This window comes from Mycobacterium sp. NGS68 (genome assembly GCF_059812195.1).
On record NZ_JCALCE010000023.1, the window covers coordinates 32,687 to 57,117 of the forward strand.

The following is a 24,431-nucleotide window of genomic DNA, read 5'->3' on the forward strand; positions in this document are numbered from 1 at the left end:
GCTACGGTACGTCGTCGTCTTCGTGTGGAGCCGCGTGTTTTTCGGGATGATGAAACGTGTTGATTCTCGGTTGGCCGTGGTCGAGGTGTGCTGGGGGTAGCCACTCGGTGTCGCCGTTGGTGTTTTTTCTTGTGGTCCAGCCTTTTTCGGCAAGTCGATTGTGGGGGCCGCAGGCCAGGGTGAGGTCGGTGATGTCGGTGCGGTGGGTGTTGGTCCAGCCGCTGACGTGGTGGACCTGGCTGTGGTGGGCGGGGGCGTCGCATCCGGGCTTGGTGCAGCCACGGTCTTTAGCGCACAGCATGAGGCGTTGGGCCGGGTTGGCGAAGCGTTTGGCGTGGTAGAGGGCTAGGGGTTTGGCGCCGTCGAACAGTGCGAGGTAGTGGTGGGCGGCACCGGCCCAGCGGATCACATCGCTCATGGGGACCAGGGTGCCGCCGGCGGTGAGTGCCTTGCCGCTGGCGGCTTCCAGGTCCTGCAGGGTGGTGGTGACGATGATCGACACGGGCAACCCATTGTGGCTGCCCAGCTTTCCGGAGGCGAAGAGGGCCCGCAGACCGAACAGCATGCCGTCGTGATTGCGCTGGGCCTGACTGCGGGTGTCGCGTTGCACGGCGTCGGCGTCGGGCTCCTGCTCTAAAAACGGATCGTCATCGGCAGGGTTGCACGCCCCCGGAGCCGCGAGTTTGGCCTGCATGGCTTCCAGTGCGGCGCGGAGTTCGGGGGTGATCAGGCCGCTGATCGGCGACATCCCGTCGAACTGCTGCTTGCCCAGGGTGACGCCGCGCTTGCGGGCGCGTTCGGTGTCGCTGTAGTCACCGTCGGGATGTAACCAATCCATCAGCCGGCGGGCGTATTTGGCGACCTCGTCGGGACGGAACTGGGCCGCTTTGCCGGCCAGATCGGCCTCGACCGCCGCCCGGGTCCCCGCATCGACGTCGGGGGGCAGGTGCTTCAGCGTCTCGCGGATCACCTGCACATGACCGTCACCGAGGCGCCCGTCACGCTGGGCGACCGCGGTCGCTTCCAGCCGCGGGGCCAACGGTTCGCCCGTCAACGCCCGCCGCTCACCGAGATCCGCGGCCTCGCCGACCCGCCGTGATGCCTCGGCTTTGGTGATCCGCAGCCGATCCGCAAGCGCCGCGCACAGAGTCCCTCCGAGCTCATCCTCCCCGGCCCGGGCGGCGAGCTGATTGATCACCGCGTGCTGTGGGGCGCGCAGCCGGCGCGCCGCGATCTCTAAACGCTCCACCGCGCGCATCAGTTCGGGCGTGGTGAACACGTCGAACGTCAACCCGCACAGCCGGTCCACCTCAGCATCAAGCGCGGCGAAGACCTCGATGATCTCCTCACGCGTGCTCGCTGACATACCCCAAAGTCTATGGAGACCCACCGACAAGAACGGCCGGATTGTGACCACTGAAACCACAGTGGCGCAAGGGTTTCAAAGTTGTAACCGCACGCGGTGTTGGCCAACGCGCGGTTCGACACCGCTAGTAAAGCCCGCTCCCCGCGCCGGACGTGTCGGTGCCAGTGCTGAGGCCGCCTTCGTTGACGTGATGGCCGCGGTACTCATCCAGGTACTCGGCGCGCCAGCGCGGCCAGTCCAGGTATTTATCACCGGCGCGGTCACGGTAGCGGCGGTACTGGCCGCGGACGGTACGCAGCGAGCGCCGTGATTCCCGTGCCGCCCGCCGCGCGGCGTGCCGTGCCGAAGACTCCTGGGCCGGTGTGAGCGGCACGGCCGGATCGTGGAACAACTGCCGGCGGCCGAACATCAGACGAATGTACACCCGCGCGTGCCGTCGCAGGAGACCACGAGCAGACGCAAAAGGACCCGACACGCCGAGGGAAGAGGGACCTTTGCGTCTGCTCGCGCTAACTACAGCCGGTCCCACAGATTCAGCACGTTCGACAGCATCTGCAGTGGCGCGCGGACGCTTTCGTCGGCAGCGATGCGTGGGTCCACACGATTCGCCGGCACGTCAGCGCCGAATCGCTTGCGGATCAACGCCGGAACGTCCAACAGCCAGGCGACTGCCATCGACGCGGCATAGAGCAGCGTGTGCCGGGCCAGTCGCTGCGGGTCCAGATCCGGGCCGCCGCAACGGCGTACCTCCGCGACGAACAGCGTCAGCAATTCATCCAGATGCCGGTCCCACATGTCGGTTTCGGCTCCCGACATGGCGCCCCAGATGGCCATGCCCATGTTCATTTGACTGACGCAGCCCCAGTCCATTAGCCCGCAGTGCAGCACCCCGTCGGCGTCGCGCCAGAACCACGCGTTGTCGACGTTGGCGTTCCAATGGCACAGTGCGACATAGTCGGTATCGGCAGCCAACTGGTCCGCGATAAGACCCTCAGACTGCGCGATCCGGGGGGCGTCTTGGCAAAAACGTGCGAGAAATTCGGTTGAACCCACCGGCAGCAGACCGGGATGCGCCTGCGCGAATTCAGCCAACTGGGTCAGCCGCCGATCCAGCTTGTCCATGTTCAGCAGGCCCCGCTCGCCCACCGTCGCCGCCCGGACATCCAACGGAAAGGACTCGGTGAGCTCCGCCGGCAGACGCCCGGACCGATGCGTGCCGGCCAGGCGCGCGACGGCGGTGAGCAGCGCGCGATAGTGTTCGAGCGGTTCGGGCATCGCGTAATCCAGGCACTTGTGATATTGACGTTCGATTCCGTTGCAGCCGAAGTTGATTCGCTCAGTGATCAGAATGCCCGTGCCCGTAGCGGCCTCGTAGGCGCCGAACAGCACGCTCGGCACCGCGATCGGAAAACCCGGCGTGCGCGACAACGCCGCGAAACGCACCTCGGGCTCCATCTGCGTCCTGCCGCGGTCCCGCACAGGGTTCTCGAAATCACGGGAGAACTTGACGAACAACTCGGCATGCAAACCGGTTGCGGGCGACAAATATTCAATCGTGAGCACGACCTTACGGCCGGTGCTGCCACCAGCCACCTCGCGGAACGACGTGATGTCCGCGACGGCATTGTCCGCGCCTAGCACGCCCGACTCCCGAAACGCGTCCGTGAGAAACCGTGTGCCGCCGGCGCGCAGCGCGGCGGGATCGGCGGGAATGTCCACCGCTCACCAGGTCTGTTCGGCCGCGCGCACCAGCATGTGGTTGACCGCCACGCGGCGATCGCGGGTGACCATGTAGCGCACCGCGTCGGCGATGTCTTCCGGTCGCAGCTTGACCATGCCCGCCGTCTGGCGCTCGAAGGCCTCCTGAGATGCCTCCGACAGGTGGCTGAAGATCTCCGTGTCGACGGTCCCGGGACCCACCACGCCGACGCGAACCCGCTTGCCGAGAACCTCCTGCCGCAGGCCCTCGCTGAACGCGTTCACACCGAACTTGGTGAGTGAGTAGACCGCGGTGCCTCCTCGCGCCACCCAACCGGCGGTCGAACTGACGGTGACCAGGTCCGCGACACCACGGGGCGAGTCGGCTGCCGCGTCGATGAGATGCGGCAGCGCCGCGCGGGTCACGTAGAGCACCCCTTGGATGTTGACCGCCACCATGTCGTCCCAGTCCCGCAGCGACGCCTCGGCCGCCGGCCCCGACTGCATCAGGCCCGCGTTGTTCACCACGGTGTCCAGGCGCCCCAGCTCCGAAACGGCGCGCCGCACGGCCCCCGAAACCTGGTCCGCGTCCGTGACGTCCGCCGTCACGACGAGCGCTGTGCCACCGGCGGATTCGATCTCGGCCGCCAAGTCCTGCAGCCGATCGGCGCGTCGGGCCAGCAGGGCCACCGCAGCACCCTCACCGGCCAGCACCTTCGCCGTCGCTTCCCCGATGCCGCTGCTGGCGCCGGTCACCAACGCCGCGGTACCCGCCAATGCTGCCGTCATGTCCTGGCTCCCGTCTCGGCACTGAGTATCTCGCGCAGGACATACTCGGTGTCCTCGCCGAGGTCGGGAGCACCGCGTTCGATCCGCGCCGGGTCGCGCGCCAGCCGCCATGACGGTCCCACGATGGGCCGCTGGCCTTCGCGGCGGTCGGAGACGAACCTATACAACCCACGATCCCAAAGCCGCTGATCGCCAATGACATCCACGGCGGTGGCACTCTTGGTTGCCGACACCCCCGCGGCGCGCAGCAAAGACGCGAGCTGTTCGGCGTCGTGCGGCCGGGTGAGGCGGGCCAGTTCCTCCTCGTTGTCGTGGGCGCCCAGCACCGCGCAGAGTTGTTGACGTTCGGCGTCATCGGCGACCGCGATCGCGATCCACGCACCGTTCGCGCACGGGTAGCAGCCGTGCGGGCTCATGTCGGGGTGGTAGTTGCCTTCGGGCGCGAGGCGCATTCCGGTGAGGCTCTGCTCCAGCAGGCGATCACCGATCATCGAGGACAGTGTCTCTACCGCCGAGACGTCGACGAATTGGCCTGCGCCGGTGAGCTCGCGGTGCAGCAACGCCACGGCGGCCGCATAGGCGGCCGCCGCACCGACCGTCGAATCCCCGTAGCGCATGCTCGCACCTAGGGGCGGCCCACCGGGGTAACCCACCAGCGACGCCACTCCGGCCAGCGCGGAGAAACACGGCGCGTAGCCAGTCTGATGCCCCAGCGGGCCGTCGTTGCCCCACATCTTGATTGACACCGAGATAATGTCCGGCTTGAGAGTCCGCAGCTGCTCATACCCGAGCCCCTGCCGCTCCATGGCGCCCGGGCGCAGGTTGTTGATCACGATATCGCTGTGGGCGATCAGATCCTTCAACCCCGCCATGCCGTCGGGCGATTTGATGTCAAGTTCGGCGCTGAGGATCTCGGGGTTGATACTCAGGAAGTACGGCGCGTGGTTGATGTCGGTACCACCGTAGGCGCGCATCTCCTCGGGGGCGGTCGCGGTTTCGACCTTGATCACCTCGGCACCCAGCATCGCCAGCAACTTGCCCGCGTACGGGCCGGCCCACACCTTGGTCAGTTCGACGACACGCACGCCTTTCAGCGGGCCACCGCGCCGGTTCTTCGGTGCCTTCAATTGCGGCGACAATACCCGGGGCGGCGTGCGTCGCGCGTTGAGCTCTTCCAGTACCGCCGCGGTGTGCTGGCCGAGAGCCGGTGCGGCGGAGGTGATTTCCGCCGGTGACCCGCTGAGCACATACGGCACGGTGGGATATGCCGCAGCGCCCAACACCGGATGATCCACTTCGCGGAAGAAGCCGCGATGCCGGTACTGCGGCGAGTTGTGCAGGTCGGCGGCGTCGTTGACCGGGACCAGCGGCACGTTGAGCCGCTGGGCCTGCTCGGCCGCGGTCTCCTTGGCCAGGTCAACGACCCAACCCGCAAACCCCCGCTGAAATGCCGCGACCTTCTCGGCTGTGACGGAGAATTCCAGCCAGTCGTCGTCGAATTCTTCGAGCCACGCGGGATGGCCCAGCAGCGCCTTGACGCCGAGCCAGTGGGCGCGGCTGGTCATGTACAGATAGACGAACCCGTCGGCACACGCGAAAAACGATGCGGGGCCCTGTTGGTCGTAATCGCCGCGGTCACCGTCTGCCGGGACCTCGCCGGTGATGAGCCGGCCCAGAATGCAGTCGGCGCGGGACACGAGCGCGGCGTGCGCCGAAATGTCGACGAACTCTCCCGCGCCAGTGTGTAGCCGCCCGAACAGCGACGACGCGAGGCACAGCGCCGCATCCAGCCCCGCCTCGTAGTCGGCGAGGTATCGACCGGGGCCCTGCAGGGGCGGGTCCGCGGGATCGGCATGGCTCGGAGTGTGATAACCCCACCCGCTCGCGTGGAACACGTTGATGCTCTTGGCGTTGTCGAAGTCGGCGGCCGCGCCGTGCCCAAATGGGGTGATCGAGCAGAACACCACGCCGGGATACCGATCGGAGCGGCCGGTGGAGCGGCCCTCGATGACCGCGTCGGCGGTGCCGACGAGCCGCTCCACATCGCCCGCGTCGAGCACGACGGAGCGCTTGTTGGTGTTCAGGTAGGCGAACAGCGCCCCGCCTGCGGCCGTGCGCCGGGTCCGACTGCCGGACCCCGGCGCCTCGACCTTGATCACCTCGGCGCCGAAGTCGGCCAGCAGCTTCCCGCAGTATTCCCCCGCGACCGACTCGGCCAGCTCGACGACCCTGAACCCCGTCAGCGCCGACATGCCCACCCGCCCAAGGCGATCAGGGCTTCTGGCGTCCGGAGCGGCTCAGCCGCCACTCCGGCGGGAAGTTCAGGTCGTTGTCCTTCACGACGTTGTTCAGGCCCTTTTCGAAGGTGCCCTCGGTGAGGTCGACCTCTTGGGCGTCGTTCTGGATCATCGGTAGCATGCCCTCGACCATGCCGGTCAGCAGGCTGCCGAAGTACTCGCCCTTGTGCTGCTTGTAGAGCTCCAGGAAGGTCTTTTGCACCGCCACCGTGTCAGTCGGACGGGACCGTGAGCACGCCAGCGCGTACTTCTCCGTCTCCGCCTCGAGCTTGTCGCGGGGCACCACACTGTTGACGAATCCGCAGTCGTACATTTCCTTGGCGCTGAACGGCCTTCCGGTGAACAGCATTTCGGAGAACTTGCGCAGGCCCATCGTCTCGGCCCACCACCACAGCCGCGGTCCCCACCCCACGTAGCGAAACGCGGGATGGCCGAACAGCGCGTCGTCGGAGGAGACCACCAGATCGGCGTCGCCGGCCTGATAGAAGTGCCAGCCGTAGCAGTACCCCTTGGCCTCGATGATGCTGATCTTGCGGAGCTCCTGCAGGGGGCGGTTTCCCGCGCGGGCCTTGGCGTAGAAGTCGGTGACGGTGGACAGGTAACGATACGAGCCGCCCGGCGGATACTTGACGTCGTCGTCGTTGATCGCCAGCTCGTGATGCAGTGGCAGGCCCGGGTTTTCCAACATCGGGCGCTGCTCGGGCAGGTCCCCCCCACTGCCGAAGTCCTCACCCTCGCCACGGATCACCACGACCTTGACGTCGTCGTCCACGTTGCACTTGTGGATCAGATCGGCGTAGTTCTGCCGCATCCCCAGCGTGGTCGCGTTCTGCGCCTCGGGGCGGTCGAAAGTGATGTAGGCGATTCGGTTCTTCTTATCCTTCTCGAACTTGATGTACTGCTCGGCTTCCTTCTTCAGCTTCTCGTAGTCATATTCTGGCATGTGTTTATTCTCCTATTTGAGTAAGGCGCCCGCGTCGACGGGCAGCGAAACGCCGGTGACATAACGAGATTCGTCAGAGGCGAGGAACAGGACCGCGTTGCTGACGTCCACCGCTTCGACCCACGGTATCGGCAACGTATGCATCATCTGCGAGAACGGAGCGAAGTCCTCGGGGCCCGGGTTCTCCAGATCCGGACGGAACAGCCGAAACGTCAAATCGTTGATGGTCATCGGCGTGTTGACCTGGCTGGGGTGCACCGAGTTCACCCGGATCATATGCTGGCCCAGTTCGACGGCGAAGGAACGCATCAACCCCAACACGCCGTGCTTGGCGGCGATGTAGTGGCCGGTGTGGGCCAGCGCCTTGTGCGAGCCGACCGAACCGGTCAGCACGATGGAACCTCCCCTGCCACCGGCGATCAGATGCGGCACACCAACTTTCACGGTGTGCCACACCCCCGACAGGTTGACGTCGATCATGTCCTGCCAGATCTTCTCCGAAATCTTGTGCAGCTTCTTGCCGACGGTGCCGATGCCCGCGTTGGCGACGATGATGTCCAGGCGGCCAAGCTGTTCCACACCACCGTCGACAACGGCCTTGAGCGCGTCGTAATCCCGCACGTCGACTTCCGCGGACACTATGCGTCGGTCCAGCGCCTTGACCAGGTCGGCGGTCTCGGCGAGATCCTCCGGGGTGGACGGCGGGTACGCCATGTTCTCGATCGGGCCGCAGATGTCGACGGCGATGATGTCGGCGCCCTCCTCGGCGAGCCGCACCGCGTGACTGCGCCCCTGGCCCCGGGCTGCGCCGCTGATGAACGCGACCTTGCCCGCCACACGACCGGTCATGATGCCACCTCCGCAGGCATGGTTTCCCAGCCCCGCACCGTCGACGTCGGGCTGAGCTTGGCGTTGGTCAGATCGACCTCCCACTCGGGGAAGCGTTTGAGGACTTCCTCCAGGGCCACGCGGCCTTCGAGCCGCGCCAGCGCGGACCCGAGGCAGAAGTGCGTGCCGACGCTGAAGGTCAGGTGTGGCCGGGCCTCGCGGTGGATATCGAACTTGTCTGCGTCCGGACCGAATTGGCGTTCATCACGGCACGCCGAGCCGAGCAGCATCATCATCACGCTGCCTTCGGGCACCGTCTGGCCGTAGAGGACGACGTCGCGGGTCACGTACCGCGACATATGCGGCGCGGGCGGCTCGTAGCGCAGCAGCTCCTCGATCGCCTGCGGGATGAGAGCGGGGTTCCGAACCAGCTCGCGGCGCTGGTCCGGATGCTCGGCGAGAACCTTTCCGGTCCAACCGATCAGCCGCGTCGTCGTCTCGTTGCCTGCCCCCGCGACGACGTTGAGGTACACCAGGATCTCGTCGCGGGTCAGCCGCCGGGTGGTGCCGGTCTCGTCGACGAACTCGACGTTGAGCAACTCGGTCATGATGTCGTCGGAGGGATTGTCGGCTCGCCAATCGATGTAGGCCTCGAATTGCTCGCCGACGGACAGGCCCCTCTTATGGCTCATCGGTTTGCCCGCCTCCGTGCGCAGTTGGGCATTGACGCGATCGCGAACCATTTCCTGATCGTCTTCGGGAATGCCCAGCAGCATGCTGATGACTTTCATCGGCATGACCGCGCCGAGATCCTTGACGAAGTCGAAGCGTCCCGATTCCACCAGCGGGTCCAGGAGCTGGGAACAGAAGTCGCGGATCATCGGCTCGAGCGCGGCGATCTTGCGCGGCGTGAACATCCGCGTAAGCAGCTTGCGGTGCACGTCATGGATCGGCGGGTCTTCGAAGATGAGCATGCCCGAAGGGATTTCGAGGTTCGCTTTGATCAGCTCCAGGATCACGCCACGGGCGGAGCTGTAGGTGCCGTGGTCGATCACGGCCCGGTTGACATCGGCGAACCGGCTGAGCGCGTAGAAGTCGTACTCGGCGTTGTAGTAGAGCGGCGCCTCGTCACGCAGCCGCTTGAACATCGGATACGGATCGGCGATGAGCTCGACGTCGTACGGATCGAACCGAACCTGGCTCTCAGTGCTCGCTATCCCGGTCACGTCACTAATCCCTCCTACTCGCTGCCCGAGACGGCGTTCGGCGGCGCGGCGCCGGACGCAACCCGTCGGCCTGCGTCAGCCGACCCTTGTCCGGGCTCCGGAGAATGCCAGTGGCGATCGCCGCCAGGATCCCGTCGAGCTGCTCGGGGCTCTCGACGATCCGGTCGCCGTGGGCCGCCCGCATCAACAATCCGTTGATGAAGGTCAGCGTCACGTTGCTCAGGTCTTCGACCACAGCGGATTCCAGCTGGGCACCGTGCGGCATCAGCTGCACCAGGATCTCCCGATGCAGCTTGGTGAACCCGTCGGTGGCCTGCTCCATGATCGCAGCCAGGGCGGGGTCGCGATTGGCCTGCATCGTGAGTTCATACCTGGCCTTGGTCCGGGACAGCTGCGGCTCGCTGCCGGCCTGGATCACTACCTGCGACAACCGTGACGGCGAGGGGTTCTCCCCCCGTCCGTCGGCACTGTCGACGACCGATTGCAGGCTCGCCAGGTCCAGTTCGGCCAGTCGCTCGGCGACCGCGCGCAGCAAGGCCGACCGGGTGCGGAAATAGAACGACGTGGTGCCGTCGGGCACCGCAGCCTTGCGGTCGACCTTCAAATGGCTCACGCCCTTGGCCCCGTCGTCGGCCAATAGTTGAATCGCCGCGTCGCACAGGTCGCGGCGCCGCTCGCCGGGATTGGGCTTGCGTCGTTGCGGTGCCGTGGGCGTGGGCTGGGCCATCAGGCGGGGCTTTCGTGGCGTCGGGCGTGAATCGGCGATCTGGACTCAGGACACTACTCTATATTCGTAGTGTGGGCAAAGGTCGGTTGCCTCGCCGGGTCTTTCGTTTGCCGCGAAGTTGAAAATCCCGGTGCGACACGCCGCTTCGTGCGTACTGACCGATAGCCACGGTCATCTACCTTGGGCTTTTAGCGACAGGGAGGCCGACCGGTGAGCGAGAGCCCGATGCACGGCATTTCGCGGCGGCGGCTTCTGTCCACAGCGGCAGCCGGAGCGTTGTTGACGATGGCGGCACCGGTGATCGATGAGGCCTACGGGGCGGGTCCCTGTTCCGGCCACCTGAACGACATCGAGCACATCGTGTTGTTCATGCAGGAGAACCGGTCATTCGACCACTATTTCGGGACGCTGTCCGGAGTCGACGGCTTCGGTACCCCCTCACCGTTGTTCGCACAATGGGGCTGGGACCCAAGGACGCAGCGGATCGACCCGGCCGGCGTCACGCTGCCTTACCGCTTCGACACCACGCGCGGTCCCGCTCTCGGCGGCGAGTGCGTCAACGACCCGGAACACACCTGGGTCTTGATGCACAACTCGTGGAACGGCGGCGCGAACGACAACTGGCTGCCGGCGCAGGCCGAAACCCGCACGGCCGCACATACGCCCACAGCGATGGGCTATTACACGCGCAAGGACATCCCGATCCACTACCTGCTTGCCGACGCGTTCACGGTGGGTGACCGGTACTTCTGCTCGGTGCTGGGTCCGACGTTGCCCAACCGCCTGTACTGGTTGGGCGCCACCATCGACCCCGACGGTCAACAGGGTGGACCGCAGTTGGAAAGCCCCCTGATAGCCCCGGCGCAGAAGTTCGGCTGGCGCATCATGCCGCAGAACCTCAGCGACGCCGGTGTCAGCTGGAAGGTGTACCGCAACAAGGCTCTTGAGCCGGTCATCTCGATCTACGGCTCGTTTGTGGGCCTGTTCAAGCAGTCGGCCGACCCGCGGTCGGACCTCGCGCGCCGCGGTCTGGCACCCGGCTATCCGCTGGACTTCGTCGCCGACGTCGCGGCCAACAAACTGCCGCAAGTCTCCTGGGTGGTTCCGAACATCCTGGCGTCCGAGCATCCCGCATTTCCCCCGGCGGTCGGCGCTTCCGCGATTGTCAGCGTGTTGCGGATCCTGCTGTCGAACCCGGCCGTCTGGGAGAAGACCGCGTTGATCGTCTCCTATGACGAGAACGGCGGTTTCTTCGATCATGTCGTGCCGCCGACCCCGCCGGCCGGAACCCCCGGCGAATACCTCACGGTCCCGGATATCAACTCGGTTGCGGGATCCGGTGGCATGCGGGGGCCGATCGGTTTGGGCTTCCGCGTCCCGTGTCTGGTCATCTCGCCGTACAGCCGGGGCGGGCTGATGGTCCACGACACCTTCGACCACACCTCGCAGCTGCGGTTGATCGAGAAGCGTTTCGGCGTACCGATTCCCAATCTGACCGCCTGGCGCCGGGGCATTACCGGCGACATGACCTCGGCGTTCAACTTCGCCGCACCGCCGAATCCGTCGCCGCCCAAACTGGACCACCCGCTGCTGGGGGCGCTGTCGAAGATGCCGCAATGCGTACCGAACGCGGCGTTAGGAACGCTACAGCGGGGAATCCCCTACCGCGTGCCCTACCCGCAGACCATGCCCACCCAGGAAACAGCGCCGAACCGCGGAATTCCCAATGGCATCTGCTAGTGCGCAACGATATGCCCGTCCCGCCGGTGCGCTGGCCGCCGTGCTCGCGCTGAGTGCCGCCCTGTGCGGCTGCCATTCGGCGCGGCACCCCGCGACGACCACGACCACAAAGCCCAGCGCGGTGGCACCGCCCCCTACGACGTCGGCGGCGCCGGTGGTGCGGATCCGGCCGTTGCCGGTCCGACCGGTGCGGGGGTCGAAGATGACCACGCCCGAGAAATGTCCGGCCACCAATCCCGGCGCCCCGGTTGCGCCCACCGCCGTCCTCAACACCTGCGACCTGGCCCGCACCACTCTCTACACGTTGGGCCCCGAGGCGCTCGCGCTGATACTGATCCGGGTGGACCCGCCCAAGCCGCTGACGGCCGATTACTTCGAGGTGCACCTGACCATGGACCCGGCTTCGACGGCGGCGTGGGAGTCCTACACCGCCGAGCACCTGAACGGTCACATCGCCTTCGTCCGTGACGATCTCGTCCTGGAAGCGCCCACCATCCAGGAACGGGTCAGCTCCGGGCAGATCGCGCTGACGACCCAAACCGCCCCGGCGGCCGACGAGTTGGCCCGACTGGCGGGCCAGCCCGAATGAACCCGCTCGGCATCGGCATGCTCAGCGTATTCGCGCTTCCACCAGTCGAATTCGTCGATGTCGCCGCGGATCTCGGCTGTCGCCACATTTCCACGGTCGTGCGGGGCGCGCCGTTGGTGTCGCTGGGGTTTGCCCCCTACTCCCTGCGCGACGATCCAGCCTTGCGACGCGAGTTGCTCGCCGCGATGAGCCACCGCGGGGTGACGATCACGCTGGGCGACGGGTTTCTCGTGTTGCCCGACGCCGAGATGTCCACGCACGGCGCGGATCTCGACACGCTGGCGGAGCTCGATGTGCCACGGATCAACGTTGTCAGCCTCGATCCGGATCTCGGCCGCACCTTCGACCAGTTCGCCGAGCTGACCGAATTCGCCGCCCAGCGCGGCATCCAGGTCGTCGTCGAACCGGTGCCCGGACTGGTCGTCGGCGACCTGGCGACCGCAGTAGACGCCCTCAAACACGTTGCGCGACCAGAGTTCCGGTTGTTGATCGACACCATGCACCTGGTGCGGTCGGGCTCCGGAGCGGCCGACGTGGCGGCACTGAGTCCCGAGTGGATCGGCTACGCCCAGCTCAACGACACAACCCTACGATCCCGCATGGACAACTACATGGAGGAAGCCATGTACGAACGGCTGGTTCCCGGGGACGGCGAACTGCCGTTGCGCGACATTCTCGCCGCACTGCCCGGCGACATCGTGGTCGAAATCGAAGTTCCGCAACGCACAATGGCATTGGCCGGTGTCGGCCCCGTCGACCGGCTCCGTCCCAGTGTCGAAGCGGCCCGGCGGTTGTTGTCCGAAATTCGATGACGCGAGCAGTCTCCGGATCAGCGGCGCGCGTACGCGGGAGCGTGCTCGGGACGAACCCCCACCCCGATGAAGTAGGCGGGCACGAAGGACAGCCACGGCAGCCGTTCCATCATGCGGAACAGCGCGGCGGGCGGACGGGGATCCTCTCCGCGCAGGAGCGGCCCGAGTAATCCCCGCTGCAGCATCCGTTGCACCGTTTGGGTCACCACCGTCGGAAACAGGCGGCGGCGCCGGACCGCGGCGAGGTCGCGATCGGTGACCTGATGCCGGCGCAGGGGGTCGGCGAGGATGGTCGCGGCGGCGACGGCATCCTGGATGGCCAGGTTGATGCCGACACCGCCGAGCGGCGACATCGCGTGCGCGGCGTCGCCGATGCAGAGCAAACCGTCGGTGTGCCAGCGGCGCAGTCGATTGACCCGGACGTCGAGGTGCTTGACGTCGTCCATGGACGCCAGGGCCGCCACCGAGCGGCTCATGTCGGGCAGCAGCGCGCCGATATCGCGACGGAACGCCTCGATGCCCTGCGCGCGCAGCTTGTCGTCCGCGCCCTTGGGGCCGATGTAGGCGATCTGGTAATAGCCTTTGCGCGGAATCACACCCAACGCCTTTCCGGGGCCGGTGCGTGGCAGGAAAGAGAACTCCGTGTCCTCCTCGTGCGGCAGCCGGAACCACCACACGTCGAAGTTCACCGGGTATTCGATTGCCTTCAGCCCGGCGTCACGCCGGGCGAGGGACCACCGGCCGTCGCAGGCGACCGTCAGCTCGGCCCGCAGCTCTCCGGGTCCGTCGGGTCCCTGGTAACGCACGCCGGCGACCGCGCCGCGCTCCCACAGGAGGCTGGTGACCTCGCTGCGCATGCGCAACGTGAAGCTGGGTTCCGCCTGCGCGGCGTCGGCAAGCAGGTTCAGCAGATCCCATTGCGGCACCATCGCAACATAGGGATGGGGCTGCTTCAGCCGCTGGAAGTCGATATAGGTCACCGGGCGGCCGTCGACCTCGAACGCAGCCTTGTGCACTTCGCTGTGCGGCAGGGCCGCGAAGCGTTCCCACAGGCCCAACTCGTCGAGCAGGCGCATCGTGGTCGGATGCACCGTGTCGCCGCGAAAGTCGCGCAAGAAGTCGCCGTGCTTCTCCAACAGGGTGACCTGCACGCCCGCCCTGGCCAACAGCAGCCCCAGGACCATACCGGCCGGGCCGCCGCCGATGATCGCGCAAGTGGTTGACTCAACCATCAGCGCTCAGCATACGGGTCGACGGCAACCAGCAGAACAGCCAGCCGAAAACCTTTTCAGCACAATGGCTTAAGCCAGATCGATTTCGTACAACGAAACCGGATCCAGGACGACGCCGGTCTCGTCGACGTAACGGTCCCATAGCCGCAGCAGCTCGGCCAGCTTGTCCGGGTGGGAGGCGGCCAGGTCGTCGATCTCTCCCCTGTCGCGGGACAGGTCGTAGAGCTGCCAGGCGCCCGAGCCGTAGGGCGCCGCCAGGTAGATCGCCTTCCAATCGCCCTGCCGGATCGCGCGCCGGCCGAACAGCTCCCAGCCCGTGCCCGTCTCGGCGTCATGGACCGCGTCGGCGGCCCCCGACAGGTACGCGACCAGCGAGCGTCCGCGCATGGGCGCCACGTCGCGCCCGCGGTACGTCGTACCCGGGTGTGGCACCCCGGCGAGCTCGAGCACCGTCGGGGCGAGGTCCATGACCGTCGTGAACGCGGTGCCGATCTCCCCCTGCCGCGCGAAACCCGCCCAAGTGACGAAGCTGACCACCCGGATCCCGCCCTCGGTGGTGAACGCCTTGTGCAGGCGCGACGGCGCGGTGGCGGCCTGCGCCCAACGTGGGCCGTACCAGATGTAGGAAGTGGGGCCGCCGAGGTTGTCCAGGCTGTTGTCACAATGCTGCTCGATCAGCGCGGCGATCTGCGGCCCGCGCAGTGGCATCGCCTCGACGATCGCACCTTCGGCACCGTTGTCGGACAGGAAGATCACGACCGTGTCGTCGAGTTCGCCGGTCTCCGTCAGGTAGTCGATCACCCGCCCGACGTTCCAGTCCATGCGGTCCACCATCGCGGCGTAGACCTCCATGGTGCGGGCAGACAGTGCGCGCTGCTCGTCGGTCATGTCGGCCCACTCCGGGGCGTTGTCGGCCACGACCGGGTGCGGGGTGACGTCGGGCGGGCACAGCCCGAGCCGTTTGAGCGCGGCCAGGCGCGCTTCCCGCAACGCGTCCGGTCCGTCGTCATAGCGTCCCCGGTACGTCGCGATCGATTCGGCGGGAGCTTGCAGCGGCCAGTGCGGCGCCTGGAAGGGCAGGTAGGCGAAGAACGGGCGGTCGTCGTCCTGCGGTCGGTCGCGGAGGTAACCCAACAGGGTGTCGGTGTAGGAATCCGACGAATAGAAGTCGTCGCCCACCGTCGCGTACCGGTCGTCCTCCGTGTAAAGCGTCGGGATGGGCGAGAAACCATTCTTGGCGGCGCTGTAGTGGCTGGCGCCTGCCGGTAGCAGCGCGAACGAACGGTCGAATCCGCGGGCCCACGGCGACGTCTCGATCGTGTTGCCCAGGTGCCACTTGCCCGACATCAGCGTCAGGTAGCCCTCGTCGCGGAGCAACTCGGGCAGGGTCACCACCCGGTCGTTCAGATAGCCCTCGTAGCCGGGCGCGCCGGTGAATCCGGGTGCCGCGACCTCGAGCATCGTGCCGATGCCGGCAATGTGGTGGTCGGTGCCGGTCAGCAACATCGACCGGGTGGGTGAGCAGGCCGGTGCCGAGTGAAAATCGTTGAGGCGGCAGCCCGCATAGGCCAGCCGGTCCAGGTTCGGCGTGTTGATCTCGGCGCCGAACGCGCCGATGTCGGAGAACCCGAGATCGTCGGCCACTATCACGAGGAAGTTGGGACGCTTCACGCTCAAGGATCCTCTCAGGTGCGTCGCGAGCCGCTTCCACCGAGTGTCGGGTTAGTGCACGGCGAAACGCTCTCAAGCGTGCCGAAACCCGGCACTCGGCGACCAGTCCGAAGCTAATCGGCGCGGGTCGCGCCGCGCAGCACGGTCAGCCCGGCGGGCAGCAGCAGTCCGGCGATCACCGCCAGGATGAGCCGGATACCGGTGCCGGTGCTCTGGCCGTGCTGCGCCAGCAGTTCCAGCACCGTGCCCGACACCGCCACGCCGACACCGGCGAGCGTGACCAGCGATGTCAGCGCGACACCGGCGGCCTCACCCGCCCGCTCGGGCGGGACGGCGGCCTGCGTCGCGATCGTCGTGAACGCATAGACCAGGCCCATGGTGAAACCGCAGGCGGTCAGCGCGGTCAGGTACAGCACCCACTGCTGCGACGCGGTCAGCACCCCCAGCGACACCGCCGCCGCCGAGCAGCCGACCCCCATGACAACGACGGGTGAATACCGGGTCGCGATGCGCCCGGAGATCACCCCGCCCAGCGCGGCGCCCGCCGACGGGCCGAGGAAGGCGACGCCGGCGATCATCGGGTTCAGCCCGCGGACCAGCTGCAGGTTCATCGTCGACAGAAACACCGTCACCGTGTACGCGATGTTCGCGATGGTCCCCGCGATCACCAGGATGGTGAACTGCGAATTGCGCAACAGCGCCAGGTTGACCAGCGGGAAGCGCACCCGGGTCTCGACGGCGACGAAGCCGGCCAGAATGCCCAGCGATGCAACGAACATCGCGACCGTCGGCGCGGACAGCCAACCCCACGTCGGCGCGCGGTCAAATGCCAACGTGAACAACCCGATTCCGGATGCGATCAGCGCCAAGCCGCCCAGATCGACGCGCCGCGGCACGGTTTCGTCGCTGGACTCCGGAATCGTCGTCAGGCCCATGAGCAGCGAGACCCCGGCCAACGGCACCAACATCCAGAAGACGGCGCGCCAGCCGACCGTGTCGGTCAGTATGCCGCCCACCAGCGGGCCGGCTGCGTTTCCCAAACCGGCTATGCCGTAAGCCATTCCGATGGCCTGGCTGGAACGCTCCGCGGGAAACGCGTTTGTCAGGACGCTGACCGACACCGGAAAGATGAAGGCGGCGCCCAACCCCTGCACCGCGCGGAATGCGATGACCACCGCGGCGGAGGGCGCGACGGCGCAGAATACCGATGCGACGCCGAACAACGCGATCCCGGCGAGCAACGCGCGGCGGCGGCCGAAGATGTCGCCGATGCGGCCCGCGGGAACCATGAACGCGCCCAGCGCCAGCATGTAGACGCTGATTACCCACTGCAGGTCCGACGTGCTGCTGTGCAGGTCGGACGCCATGCGCGGCAGCGCGAGATTCATCGCGAAGTAGTCGATCTGCACGCAGAACAATGCCGTCGAAACCGCGGCGAGTATCCACCGCAACCGCGCGCGGTCCGCCCCGGACATTAGGACACCTTGCGCACCGGCGGCGGGGACCACCTGCCGTCCAGCGCCGAGCGGTCGGGCGCGTACAGGCGCATGGTGACACCCAGTGCGCCGGTGGGCGCGGGGAGCCAGTTGGCGACCCGCTCCGGACCGGGATTGCGGTGTTGCAGATAGAGATCCAGCGAGCCGTCGGGGCTGTAGGTCAGTCGGTCCCGGTCGCCGATCGCGAAGCGGTCAAGTTCGTTGGCGACCTGGTAGCCCTCGCCGTCATACATCGTCACCGACCAGAAACCGGCGACCGGCGGCAACTTGCCCGCGTCGAAGTGCAGGACGTAATCGTGCGCCCCGCTGATGGGATCGCCGTCGGCGTCCGCGGTCAGCAGCGGATACACCGCGTCCTCGGGTGGATTCGCGCCCAGCCCGACGAGCGCCACCACCGCGCGCTGCAGGTACGCATTGCCGTAGACGCCGATGTTGTCGTTCAGAATCATCCAGCCATTGACGCGGGTGCCGGCGGTGCCCAGCGACGACATCAGGTCCTGCAGTGCGGCCGTCCATCCCGACGTGATCTCGCTGCGCTGCTGGTCATCGAAATCGACAGGGCTGAAGGGTCTTCCGGCGACGATGCCCAGGCCCGTGAGGCGGGCCAGGATGGAAAAGTCGGTGGCATGGGGAGGATTGACTGCGAGCAGCCGGGCCCCGTGGCGGAGGAAGTCCAGTGGGTCCATGCCGTTGACCTGACGCAGCGGCTCGGTGGTCATGTCATATCCGGCCGGGACGGTGTCCACCGTCAGTTCGACGTCTGCCGAGAGCGGCGTGATGCTGAGCCCGTCCTGCACCTTGTGCACGTTCGGGTAGTCATCGGGCCCATTGGTTTGCGTGCGTCCGATGATCCAGACGTGTGGCGTCGGCGCGGTGATCGCCGGCAGATCAGCGGGCAGCTGCGCGTCATCGTCCGGCCCCACGACGATAAACTCTTGCGCCGCAGTGCCCGTCGTGCGCTTGCCGGGGCTGGCGAAGACGTCGGTCCACATGTCCAGCATGGGCAGCATGTAGTACCGGTCGTCGGTGTCGGGGGCGTGCACGGCCACCGGACCGGCCGTGAGGTCCAGCCAGGCGGACGAATACAAGGTGTCGAAGTTGGGCCGCACCACGCCCCGGAAATCCGCGGTCGGAAATGCTCGGATGTGATGGAACCGGTTCGCGGGCCCGGCCATCGGGCCGTCGCCGTGCAGCGCCTGCATCCGGGTGATGTCCATCAACACCAGCGGGTAGAAGTAAAGCGCCGCTTCGTAACTCAACGTTCGCAGATCGTCTGATAGCACGCTCATCGGCAGGTCCTTTCAGATTCGTCCGCTCGGGGGTTCAACCTACTACGCGGGCGGCGATGCGTAACGGGAACTCGGCCAGGGGTTTATCGTGTCTGAAACGGGCGGGCGAGGGAGGCTGAGGTGGACCGTCAGTGCAAGGCCGCGGTGCGGCGCGCCGGCGCCGCCCTCGTCGCCGCCGTCCTCCTCGCGGGTTGCGGCAATTCCGCTCCCGCCAAACAGCAGCGACCCGCCGCGGACCCGCAGTCATCCGTCCCGACATCACGCCAGTCTCAGACGGTGCTTCCGTTCAGCGGTCTCCGCGAACCGACCGCCGTGGCGGTGGACCAGGCGGGCACGGTGTACGTGGTCGACGACGGCGGCAACAAAGTGTTGGCGCTGCGGGCCGGCTCCTCGGAGTCCACCGTGCTGCCATTCACCGGCCTCGACGACCCGGCCGGGGTTGCGGTGGACACCGCGGGCAGCGTCTACGTCACCGACCGCGACGGCAAGAAGGTGCTCAAACTTGCCGCGGGTGCGTCGGCTCAGACCGAGCTGCCGTTTTCCCGGATGCGGGCACCGTCGGGAGTGGCGGTGGGCAGCGACGGCAGCCTCTACGTCACCGACGCCCTTGACGACGACTGGCTGTGGAAGCTGGCGCCGGGTTCGTCGGCCCCGGCGGCACTGCCGATCTCACGGCCCAAAGGAGTTCCGTTCGGTCTGGCGGTGGACGCCGCCGGCATCCTCTACGTTGCCGCCAGCGACGATGGTGTCGTGACGATCGCGCCGGGCGCCTCCGCATCGACGGCGCTTCCGTTTGCCGACATCAAACTTGCCTACGGGGTGGCGGTGGACCGCGCGGGCGCCGTCTACCTCGTCGACAACGGCAACAACAATGTGCTGAAGCTGGCGGCGGGCTCGTCCCGGCAGAGCGTGCTGCCGCTCACCGATCTCAAGGGACCCCATGGTGTCGCAGTCGACGGCAGCGGCAACGTTTACGTCGTCGACTTCGGCCATCGTCGGGTGTTGAAACTGACGGGGTGAGTCACCGATGCCGCTAGCTGTGGGGACGGTGGTCGCCGGCTACCGGATCGAGGGCGTGCTGGGTTCTGGCGGCATGGGCACGGTGTATCTGGCACGGCATCCGACGCTGCCCCGCAGCGACGCGCTGAAGATCCTGTCCACGGAGCTGTCGCTCGACGACCAGTTTCGCGCCCGGTTCATCCGCGAGGCCGACCTGGCCGCCACGCTGAACCACCCCAACATCGTCACGGTCTTCAACCGCGGCGAGACCGAAGACGGCCAGTTGTGGATCGCCATCGAATACGTCGACGGCACCACGGCCGGCGACCTCGCGAGCGCGAACCTGACCCCGGCCCGGATCGTGCGCATCGTCACCGACGTCGCCAAGGCGCTCGACTACGCCCATTCGCGCCGCGTGTTGCACCGCGACGTCAAGCCCGGCAACTTCCTGATCTCCGGGCCCGGTACCCCCGACGAGCGAGTTCTGCTGGCGGACTTCGGGATTGCGCGTGCTCTGGACGACGCCACGTCGCTGACGGCGACCGGTTCGCTGGTCTTCACCGCCGCGTATGCCGCGCCCGAGGCGATCGAAGGCGAGGGGGTCGACCAACGAGCCGACATCTATTCGCTGGGCTGTTCGCTGTTTTGGCTGCTGACCGGGCGAACACCCTACGGCGACGCCGGCTCGTTGCCCGCCATGCTGATGGCCCACATGATGCGCCCGGTGCCACGACCCAGCGAGGTGGCCCCCGGCCTGTCGCCCGCCGTCGACGAGGTGATCGCCCGCGCGATGGCCAAGAATCCCGCCGACCGGTTCGCCACGGCGGGCGAGTTGGCCGCCGCCGCGGCTACCGCCCTGGCCGGACACAACGGGCCGACACGCGGCCGCGCCGACACGCGACCCTGGACAACCGATCCGGTCACGTATCCGACCGCACCGCCACCCACGCCGCCCTTCGTAATCCCTGCGCCGGCCCGGCCCTATGCTCCACCGCACCGACGGCGTAAACGGGGCTTGGTGCTGGGCGCGCTGGGGCTGGCCGTGGGCGTCGTCGTCGCGGTGGTGACGGTGTCGCTGCTCGGACACCACCGCGCCGGCGGGCTTGCGCCGTACCAACCGCAGACCCTCAACGGCGCGCACGGCACCGTCCGGCTCGATCACCGGCCGGTGACGATCGCGGCCCTGGGACCTGGCGATGCCGACGCGGTGCTGTCGCTGGGCGTGCAGCCCGCCGTCATCGGCGGAATACCCGGCAAACTGCCCAGTTGGCTTGCATCGATGGCACATTCGTCTCCCCCGGTGCTCGGCGCACCCGACCCGGTCGCGGTGGCAGCGGCCACGCCCGACCTGATCATCGACACCGGCGACGTCGACAAGGTCACGTACGACAAGCTGGCCGCCATCGCGCCCACGCTGACTCGCCCGGCCGATGTCTCGCAGGACTGGACGTGGCAGGCGCAGCTGACCTGGATCGCGCGGGCGCTGGGACGTTCCGACCAAGCCACGTCGTCGATCTCCGACGCGGCAGCGCAACAGGTCGAAATCAAGTCGCAGCACCCGAGCTTCGGCGGCAAATCGGCCACCGTGGTCACCTTCTCCGGTGCGGCCACCACCGTGGCGGCGCGGGTGTCTCCGCCGACGAGCTATCTGGAAGGCCTGGGATTCACCTACAACACCAACTACAAGCGCGGCCCCACCGACCCGCCCGAGGTGGCGCTGAACGACCCCGGCGATTTTGCGCGCGCCGAGTCGACCGCCGTCATGGTGCTGTGTCGCACCGACCCGGCCGCCGGAGGTGGCGGATACAACGGCCTGCCAACAAGTTTCAACGCGTATCGGGGTGTCCTGATCATCGTCGACGACCCGGCCACCATCGCGGCGCTCAACGCCGGCGGCCCAGCGGCTAACGCCTACCTCAACGACGTGCTGGTCAAGAAGCTGTCCGTGCAGATCCACTAAGGCGCGGCACCGAATTCGAACCGGTTGAGCACGTCATAGGCACCCACCGGCAGCGCCGACATCAGGCGGTAGATCCACCGCACCGGCCTCGAATCGATCCTCTGGTAGCCGGCCACCGCGGGCGTCCGTTCGAGGAATCGCAGCGCGGGATTCCAGGCCTCGATGACGCGGGCGTTGCCGACACCCCACTTGACGATGCCCTTCGTGAAGGCCTTCGACAGCGGCGGTCCCAGCGGTGAAATCGTGTCGAAAAGCAGTTCCCCGTAGCCGAATCGGCCGATCAGGCGGTCGAGCAACTGCCGGACTTCGAGCTCGGGGAGATACATCAGCAGGCCTTCCGCGACCACCAGCACGGGGTGTCCGGCAGCAACAGAATCCAGCCACCGGGGATCGGTCACCGACGAGCCGATCATCCGGTATTGCGCGGTCTCGCCGTAGAGTCGGCGGCGCAACTCGATGACCCCCGGTTGGTCGACGTCGAACCAGAGCACCGACGGCGGCGGGTCGAGCCGTAGCGCCCGCGCGTCGAGCCCGCAACCGAGATGCAGCACGACAGCGTCGGGATGGCGCGCAAGGAAATCGGCGCACCAATCGTCCAGTTGCTTGGCGCGCAAGGCGACCAGGAACTGGTTGGCCGCCGGCAACGAGGACCGGTGTATCCGCTTGAAGTCGTAATCGATGCGTTCCACCGCCTCGGCAGCCGCGGTGTCACCCAGAATCGGCCGCCGGGAACGGCTTTCGTACGCCCGCAGGTACAGGGTGACCAGGTTCGTCCATTCCACCGAGCCCCATCGGACCGAGCTGAAATCCACCTTCGCCGCTGACACGATTGCCTCTCTCGCGCTATTGATCTTGATAGGTCACGGTAGTCCTTCGAGAAGAACCGCGGGCGGGCTGCGCAGCGCTTACGATGCCAGGGTGACCACCCCGGACAACCTCGCGCGACGCATCCTGACCATGGAGGCGTCGCTCGCCGATGCGCTATCGGTGATCAAGACCGTCGGCGCCACGCAAAGCGTCCTCGGCGACGCGCTGAGGGAATACAGCGGCCGGATGGGCAACATCGAGGACCTCGCCCAGGACACGAACCGGCGAATCGGCGCGCTGGAAAAGTCGCTGGAAACTTCCCTGGCCGAGATCAAAGACCTCCTCGTGCAGGCGCTCGCCCGCGGAGTTCCGTTGGCCTAAACGCGTTCTGCCGCCGCGGAGTTGCGCGTCGGTTTGGCCGGCTGCCCGTCGCGGGGGTGCAGCGCGGAGAGGGCGGATGCCCGTCGCGGGGGTGCAGCGCGGAGAGGGCCCGCCGCGCAGGGCGCTCAACGCAGGACGCCCCGCCGTGAGCGCGCTCAACGCAGGACGCCCCGCCGTGAGCGCGCTCCGCGCAGGGTGCCCCGCGGTGAGCGCGCTCAAATTCGCGGGGCCCGCCGTGAGCGCGCTCAAATTCGCGGGGCCCGCCGTGAGCGCGCTCAAATTCGCGGGGCCCGGCGTGAGCGCGCTCAAATTCGCGGGAAAGGGCCCTACAGCCTGCATTTTGAGGCCACTCGCGGCTCCATAGCCGACATCTTGAGGCCGCTCGCGGGCCCAACCTGCATTTTGAGGCCGCTCGCGGGCCGAGCCGACCATTTGAGGCCGCTCGCGGGCCACGAGCCGACATTATGAGGCCACTCGCGAGGCGCTTCAGGACACGAGCTGGCGGCTGCGTCGACTCCCGGTGCATACCTGCCGTCGGCGCATGCCCATCGCGGAGTTGAGCGCGGCGGCCACCACCTGCGGCGCTTCTTGGAGCAGCATGTGCCCGGCGTCGGGGCGATGCAGGTGGGTGGCGCCGGGGATGGCCGCCGCCAGGTCGCGGGAGTGCGCGGCCGGGGTTGCCAAGTCGGCCCCGCCGCTGATGACTACCGTCTTGGCCGCGATCGACGCGAGCGTGTGGTACTGGTCGAAGCCCTGCAGGCTCGGCAGGAATCCGACCGCGGTCGCCAGCGAGATGGTGCGCAGGGCCGAGGCCGTCACCGCGGTTACCCCGTTGGCGTCGACGCCGTCAGAGGCGCAGTGGTTGATCACGGCCTCCCGGACCGGCCGCATGACGCCCTTGATCACCCGATCCGTAGCCCGCCGGGGCATGCGCTGCACGAGACCGAACAGCATGCCCGTCGCGGGACTGCCGAGCAGCCGGCCGAACCCCCGTTCGGTGAGTCGCCCGCCGGCAGTGGCCACCAGGACGAGGCCCTGCGGCTCGACCGGCCGCTGGTCAGCCGGAAGGCTGAAGTACGCGAGCGCCGTCATCCCGCCCATCGAGTGCCCGGCCAGCGTGAGTGGGCCACTGACGCGCAGGGCGGTGAGTACCTCTGCAAGGTCGGCGGCCAGTCGCTCGATGCGGTAAGTGTCCATCGCGGCGCCGGCCGAACGGCCGTGACCGCGGTGGTCGTAGGTTATGACGCGCACTCGGGCGCCCCATTGCCGTCGCAGCGTAGTGACCTGCTTAGCCCAGCTCTCCTGGGTCAGCAGCAGGCCGTGCATCAGGACGACGGTGTGCTCGGGGGCGGTGACGGCCTCGGCCGGCTGGTAGTCGCGGACGGCCAACCGGACGCCGTCGCTGGTGGTCACCGTCCGCTCGACGTGCACAGCCCGGTTCGCGGGCGAACGCAGCGGAAGTGTAGTGGTCACACGCGGCTGAGCGAACATGACGAGCCCCCCTTCAGATCTTTTTGGGATCGCCGCCGGGGCTTCCCCGACAGCTCTGTTGGCTCGAACCTACGGACGGGTGGGGGCGGT

Annotated in this window: 21 protein-coding genes; 6 read left to right on the forward strand and 15 right to left on the reverse strand. The window is 67.3% G+C overall.

Annotated features, from left to right (window positions below; genetic code table 11):
- Position 1: 1 nt before the first annotated feature.
- From AC5Y5V_RS22320 to AC5Y5V_RS22360, 9 genes are all read right to left on the reverse strand, one after another.
- The gene (locus AC5Y5V_RS22320; protein WP_499940042.1) at positions 2-1,366 is read right to left on the reverse strand and encodes an HNH endonuclease signature motif containing protein; all 1,365 of its coding nucleotides are present in this window, start codon (positions 1,364-1,366) and stop codon (positions 2-4) included.
- Between the two features lie 124 nt (positions 1,367-1,490).
- Positions 1,491-1,775, reverse strand: coding sequence for a hypothetical protein (locus tag AC5Y5V_RS22325; protein ID WP_499940044.1), 285 nt, complete (start codon positions 1,773-1,775; stop codon positions 1,491-1,493).
- 104 nt (positions 1,776-1,879) lie between these two features.
- Entirely contained in the window at positions 1,880-3,085 is a 1,206-nt protein-coding gene (locus AC5Y5V_RS22330) for a hypothetical protein (protein ID WP_499940046.1), read from the reverse strand.
- Positions 3,086-3,088: 3 nt separating this feature from the next.
- Positions 3,089-3,853: an SDR family NAD(P)-dependent oxidoreductase gene (locus AC5Y5V_RS22335; RefSeq protein WP_499940048.1), complete on the reverse strand. Its 765-nt coding sequence runs from the start codon at positions 3,851-3,853 to the stop codon at positions 3,089-3,091.
- Positions 3,850-6,105, reverse strand: coding sequence for a CaiB/BaiF CoA transferase family protein (locus AC5Y5V_RS22340; RefSeq protein ID WP_499940050.1), 2,256 nt, complete (start codon positions 6,103-6,105; stop codon positions 3,850-3,852). Before AC5Y5V_RS22340 ends, AC5Y5V_RS22335 begins: the two co-directional genes overlap by 4 nt.
- A gap of 19 nt (positions 6,106-6,124) precedes the next feature.
- Entirely contained in the window at positions 6,125-7,093 is a 969-nt protein-coding gene (locus AC5Y5V_RS22345; RefSeq protein ID WP_499940052.1) for an enoyl-CoA hydratase/isomerase family protein, read from the reverse strand.
- Positions 7,094-7,105: 12 nt separating this feature from the next.
- A complete protein-coding gene (locus tag AC5Y5V_RS22350) occupies positions 7,106-7,942 on the reverse strand; it encodes a mycofactocin-coupled SDR family oxidoreductase (RefSeq protein WP_499940054.1) in 837 nt (278 codons plus the stop codon).
- Positions 7,939-9,069 (reverse strand): cytochrome P450, encoded by a 1,131-nt coding sequence (locus AC5Y5V_RS22355; RefSeq protein ID WP_499940144.1) that lies wholly within the window; start codon positions 9,067-9,069, stop codon positions 7,939-7,941. Before AC5Y5V_RS22355 ends, AC5Y5V_RS22350 begins: the two co-directional genes overlap by 4 nt.
- An 82-nt stretch (positions 9,070-9,151) precedes the next feature.
- A complete protein-coding gene (locus AC5Y5V_RS22360; RefSeq protein ID WP_499940056.1) occupies positions 9,152-9,874 on the reverse strand; it encodes a TetR/AcrR family transcriptional regulator in 723 nt (240 codons plus the stop codon).
- Positions 9,875-10,099: 225 nt separating this feature from the next.
- On the opposite strand from AC5Y5V_RS22360, the gene AC5Y5V_RS22365 reads away from it, so the two are divergent.
- The 3 genes from AC5Y5V_RS22365 to AC5Y5V_RS22375 are packed head-to-tail and all read left to right on the forward strand — an operon-like array spanning position 10,100 to position 13,015.
- On the forward strand, positions 10,100-11,614 hold the full coding sequence (locus AC5Y5V_RS22365) for a phospholipase C (RefSeq protein WP_499940145.1): 1,515 nt from the start codon (positions 10,100-10,102) through the stop codon (positions 11,612-11,614).
- Positions 11,601-12,203, forward strand: coding sequence for a SecDF P1 head subdomain-containing protein (locus AC5Y5V_RS22370; RefSeq protein ID WP_499940058.1), 603 nt, complete (start codon positions 11,601-11,603; stop codon positions 12,201-12,203). Before AC5Y5V_RS22365 ends, AC5Y5V_RS22370 begins: the two co-directional genes overlap by 14 nt.
- On the forward strand, positions 12,200-13,015 hold the full coding sequence (locus AC5Y5V_RS22375) for a sugar phosphate isomerase/epimerase family protein (RefSeq protein ID WP_499940061.1): 816 nt from the start codon (positions 12,200-12,202) through the stop codon (positions 13,013-13,015). Before AC5Y5V_RS22370 ends, AC5Y5V_RS22375 begins: the two co-directional genes overlap by 4 nt.
- Positions 13,016-13,032: 17 nt before the next feature.
- On the opposite strand, the gene AC5Y5V_RS22380 is transcribed toward AC5Y5V_RS22375, so the two are convergent.
- The 4 genes from AC5Y5V_RS22380 to AC5Y5V_RS22395 all read right to left on the reverse strand — a co-directional run bounded on the left by AC5Y5V_RS22380 (position 13,033) and on the right by AC5Y5V_RS22395 (position 18,703).
- Positions 13,033-14,247: an FAD-dependent oxidoreductase gene (locus tag AC5Y5V_RS22380; protein ID WP_499940063.1), complete on the reverse strand. Its 1,215-nt coding sequence runs from the start codon at positions 14,245-14,247 to the stop codon at positions 13,033-13,035.
- 69 nt (positions 14,248-14,316) lie between these two features.
- On the reverse strand, positions 14,317-15,918 hold the full coding sequence (locus tag AC5Y5V_RS22385; RefSeq protein WP_499940065.1) for an arylsulfatase: 1,602 nt from the start codon (positions 15,916-15,918) through the stop codon (positions 14,317-14,319).
- A 113-nt stretch (positions 15,919-16,031) separates the two neighbouring features.
- Entirely contained in the window at positions 16,032-17,393 is a 1,362-nt protein-coding gene (locus AC5Y5V_RS22390) for an MFS transporter (protein WP_499940067.1), read from the reverse strand.
- On the reverse strand, positions 17,393-18,703 hold the full coding sequence (locus AC5Y5V_RS22395; RefSeq protein ID WP_499940069.1) for a DUF1254 domain-containing protein: 1,311 nt from the start codon (positions 18,701-18,703) through the stop codon (positions 17,393-17,395). Before AC5Y5V_RS22395 ends, AC5Y5V_RS22390 begins: the two co-directional genes overlap by 1 nt.
- A gap of 120 nt (positions 18,704-18,823) precedes the next feature.
- Here AC5Y5V_RS22395 and AC5Y5V_RS22400 point away from each other — a divergent pair, with 120 nt between their 5' ends.
- Together AC5Y5V_RS22400 and AC5Y5V_RS22405 are read left to right on the forward strand one after the other, a co-directional pair.
- On the forward strand, positions 18,824-19,723 hold the full coding sequence (locus tag AC5Y5V_RS22400) for an NHL repeat-containing protein (RefSeq protein WP_499940072.1): 900 nt from the start codon (positions 18,824-18,826) through the stop codon (positions 19,721-19,723).
- A 7-nt stretch (positions 19,724-19,730) separates the two neighbouring features.
- Complete coding sequence (locus AC5Y5V_RS22405; RefSeq protein WP_499940076.1) at positions 19,731-21,662, forward strand: serine/threonine-protein kinase; 1,932 nt, start codon at positions 19,731-19,733, stop codon at positions 21,660-21,662.
- On the opposite strand, the gene AC5Y5V_RS22410 is transcribed toward AC5Y5V_RS22405, so the two are convergent.
- On the reverse strand, positions 21,659-22,492 hold the full coding sequence (locus tag AC5Y5V_RS22410; RefSeq protein ID WP_499940146.1) for a class I SAM-dependent methyltransferase: 834 nt from the start codon (positions 22,490-22,492) through the stop codon (positions 21,659-21,661). The genes AC5Y5V_RS22405 and AC5Y5V_RS22410 overlap by 4 nt on opposite strands.
- A gap of 88 nt (positions 22,493-22,580) precedes the next feature.
- Here AC5Y5V_RS22410 and AC5Y5V_RS22415 point away from each other — a divergent pair, with 88 nt between their 5' ends.
- Positions 22,581-22,850: a hypothetical protein gene (locus AC5Y5V_RS22415; RefSeq protein ID WP_499940079.1), complete on the forward strand. Its 270-nt coding sequence runs from the start codon at positions 22,581-22,583 to the stop codon at positions 22,848-22,850.
- Positions 22,851-23,336: 486 nt separating this feature from the next.
- Here AC5Y5V_RS22415 and AC5Y5V_RS22420 read toward each other — a convergent pair whose 3' ends face one another.
- Complete coding sequence (locus AC5Y5V_RS22420; protein ID WP_499940083.1) at positions 23,337-24,323, reverse strand: alpha/beta fold hydrolase; 987 nt, start codon at positions 24,321-24,323, stop codon at positions 23,337-23,339.
- Positions 24,324-24,431 lie beyond the last annotated feature (108 nt).

Coding starts and splice junctions, on each gene's coding strand:
- AC5Y5V_RS22320 (WP_499940042.1), bottom strand. CDS start 1,366: ATGTCAGCGAGCACGCGTGAGGAGATCATCGAGGTCTTCGCCGCGCTT.
- AC5Y5V_RS22325 (WP_499940044.1), bottom strand. CDS start 1,775: ATGTTCGGCCGCCGGCAGTTGTTCCACGATCCGGCCGTGCCGCTCACA.
- AC5Y5V_RS22335 (WP_499940048.1), bottom strand. CDS start 3,853: ATGACGGCAGCATTGGCGGGTACCGCGGCGTTGGTGACCGGCGCCAGC.
- AC5Y5V_RS22340 (WP_499940050.1), bottom strand. CDS start 6,105: ATGTCGGCGCTGACGGGGTTCAGGGTCGTCGAGCTGGCCGAGTCGGTC.
- AC5Y5V_RS22345 (WP_499940052.1), bottom strand. CDS start 7,093: ATGCCAGAATATGACTACGAGAAGCTGAAGAAGGAAGCCGAGCAGTAC.
- AC5Y5V_RS22350 (WP_499940054.1), bottom strand. CDS start 7,942: ATGACCGGTCGTGTGGCGGGCAAGGTCGCGTTCATCAGCGGCGCAGCC.
- AC5Y5V_RS22355 (WP_499940144.1), bottom strand. CDS start 9,069: ATGTTCAAGCGGCTGCGTGACGAGGCGCCGCTCTACTACAACGCCGAG.
- AC5Y5V_RS22360 (WP_499940056.1), bottom strand. CDS start 9,874: ATGGCCCAGCCCACGCCCACGGCACCGCAACGACGCAAGCCCAATCCC.
- AC5Y5V_RS22365 (WP_499940145.1), top strand. CDS start 10,100: ATGCACGGCATTTCGCGGCGGCGGCTTCTGTCCACAGCGGCAGCCGGA.
- AC5Y5V_RS22370 (WP_499940058.1), top strand. CDS start 11,601: ATGGCATCTGCTAGTGCGCAACGATATGCCCGTCCCGCCGGTGCGCTG.
- AC5Y5V_RS22375 (WP_499940061.1), top strand. CDS start 12,200: ATGAACCCGCTCGGCATCGGCATGCTCAGCGTATTCGCGCTTCCACCA.
- AC5Y5V_RS22380 (WP_499940063.1), bottom strand. CDS start 14,247: ATGGTTGAGTCAACCACTTGCGCGATCATCGGCGGCGGCCCGGCCGGT.
- AC5Y5V_RS22390 (WP_499940067.1), bottom strand. CDS start 17,393: ATGTCCGGGGCGGACCGCGCGCGGTTGCGGTGGATACTCGCCGCGGTT.
- AC5Y5V_RS22395 (WP_499940069.1), bottom strand. CDS start 18,703: ATGAGCGTGCTATCAGACGATCTGCGAACGTTGAGTTACGAAGCGGCG.
- AC5Y5V_RS22405 (WP_499940076.1), top strand. CDS start 19,731: ATGCCGCTAGCTGTGGGGACGGTGGTCGCCGGCTACCGGATCGAGGGC.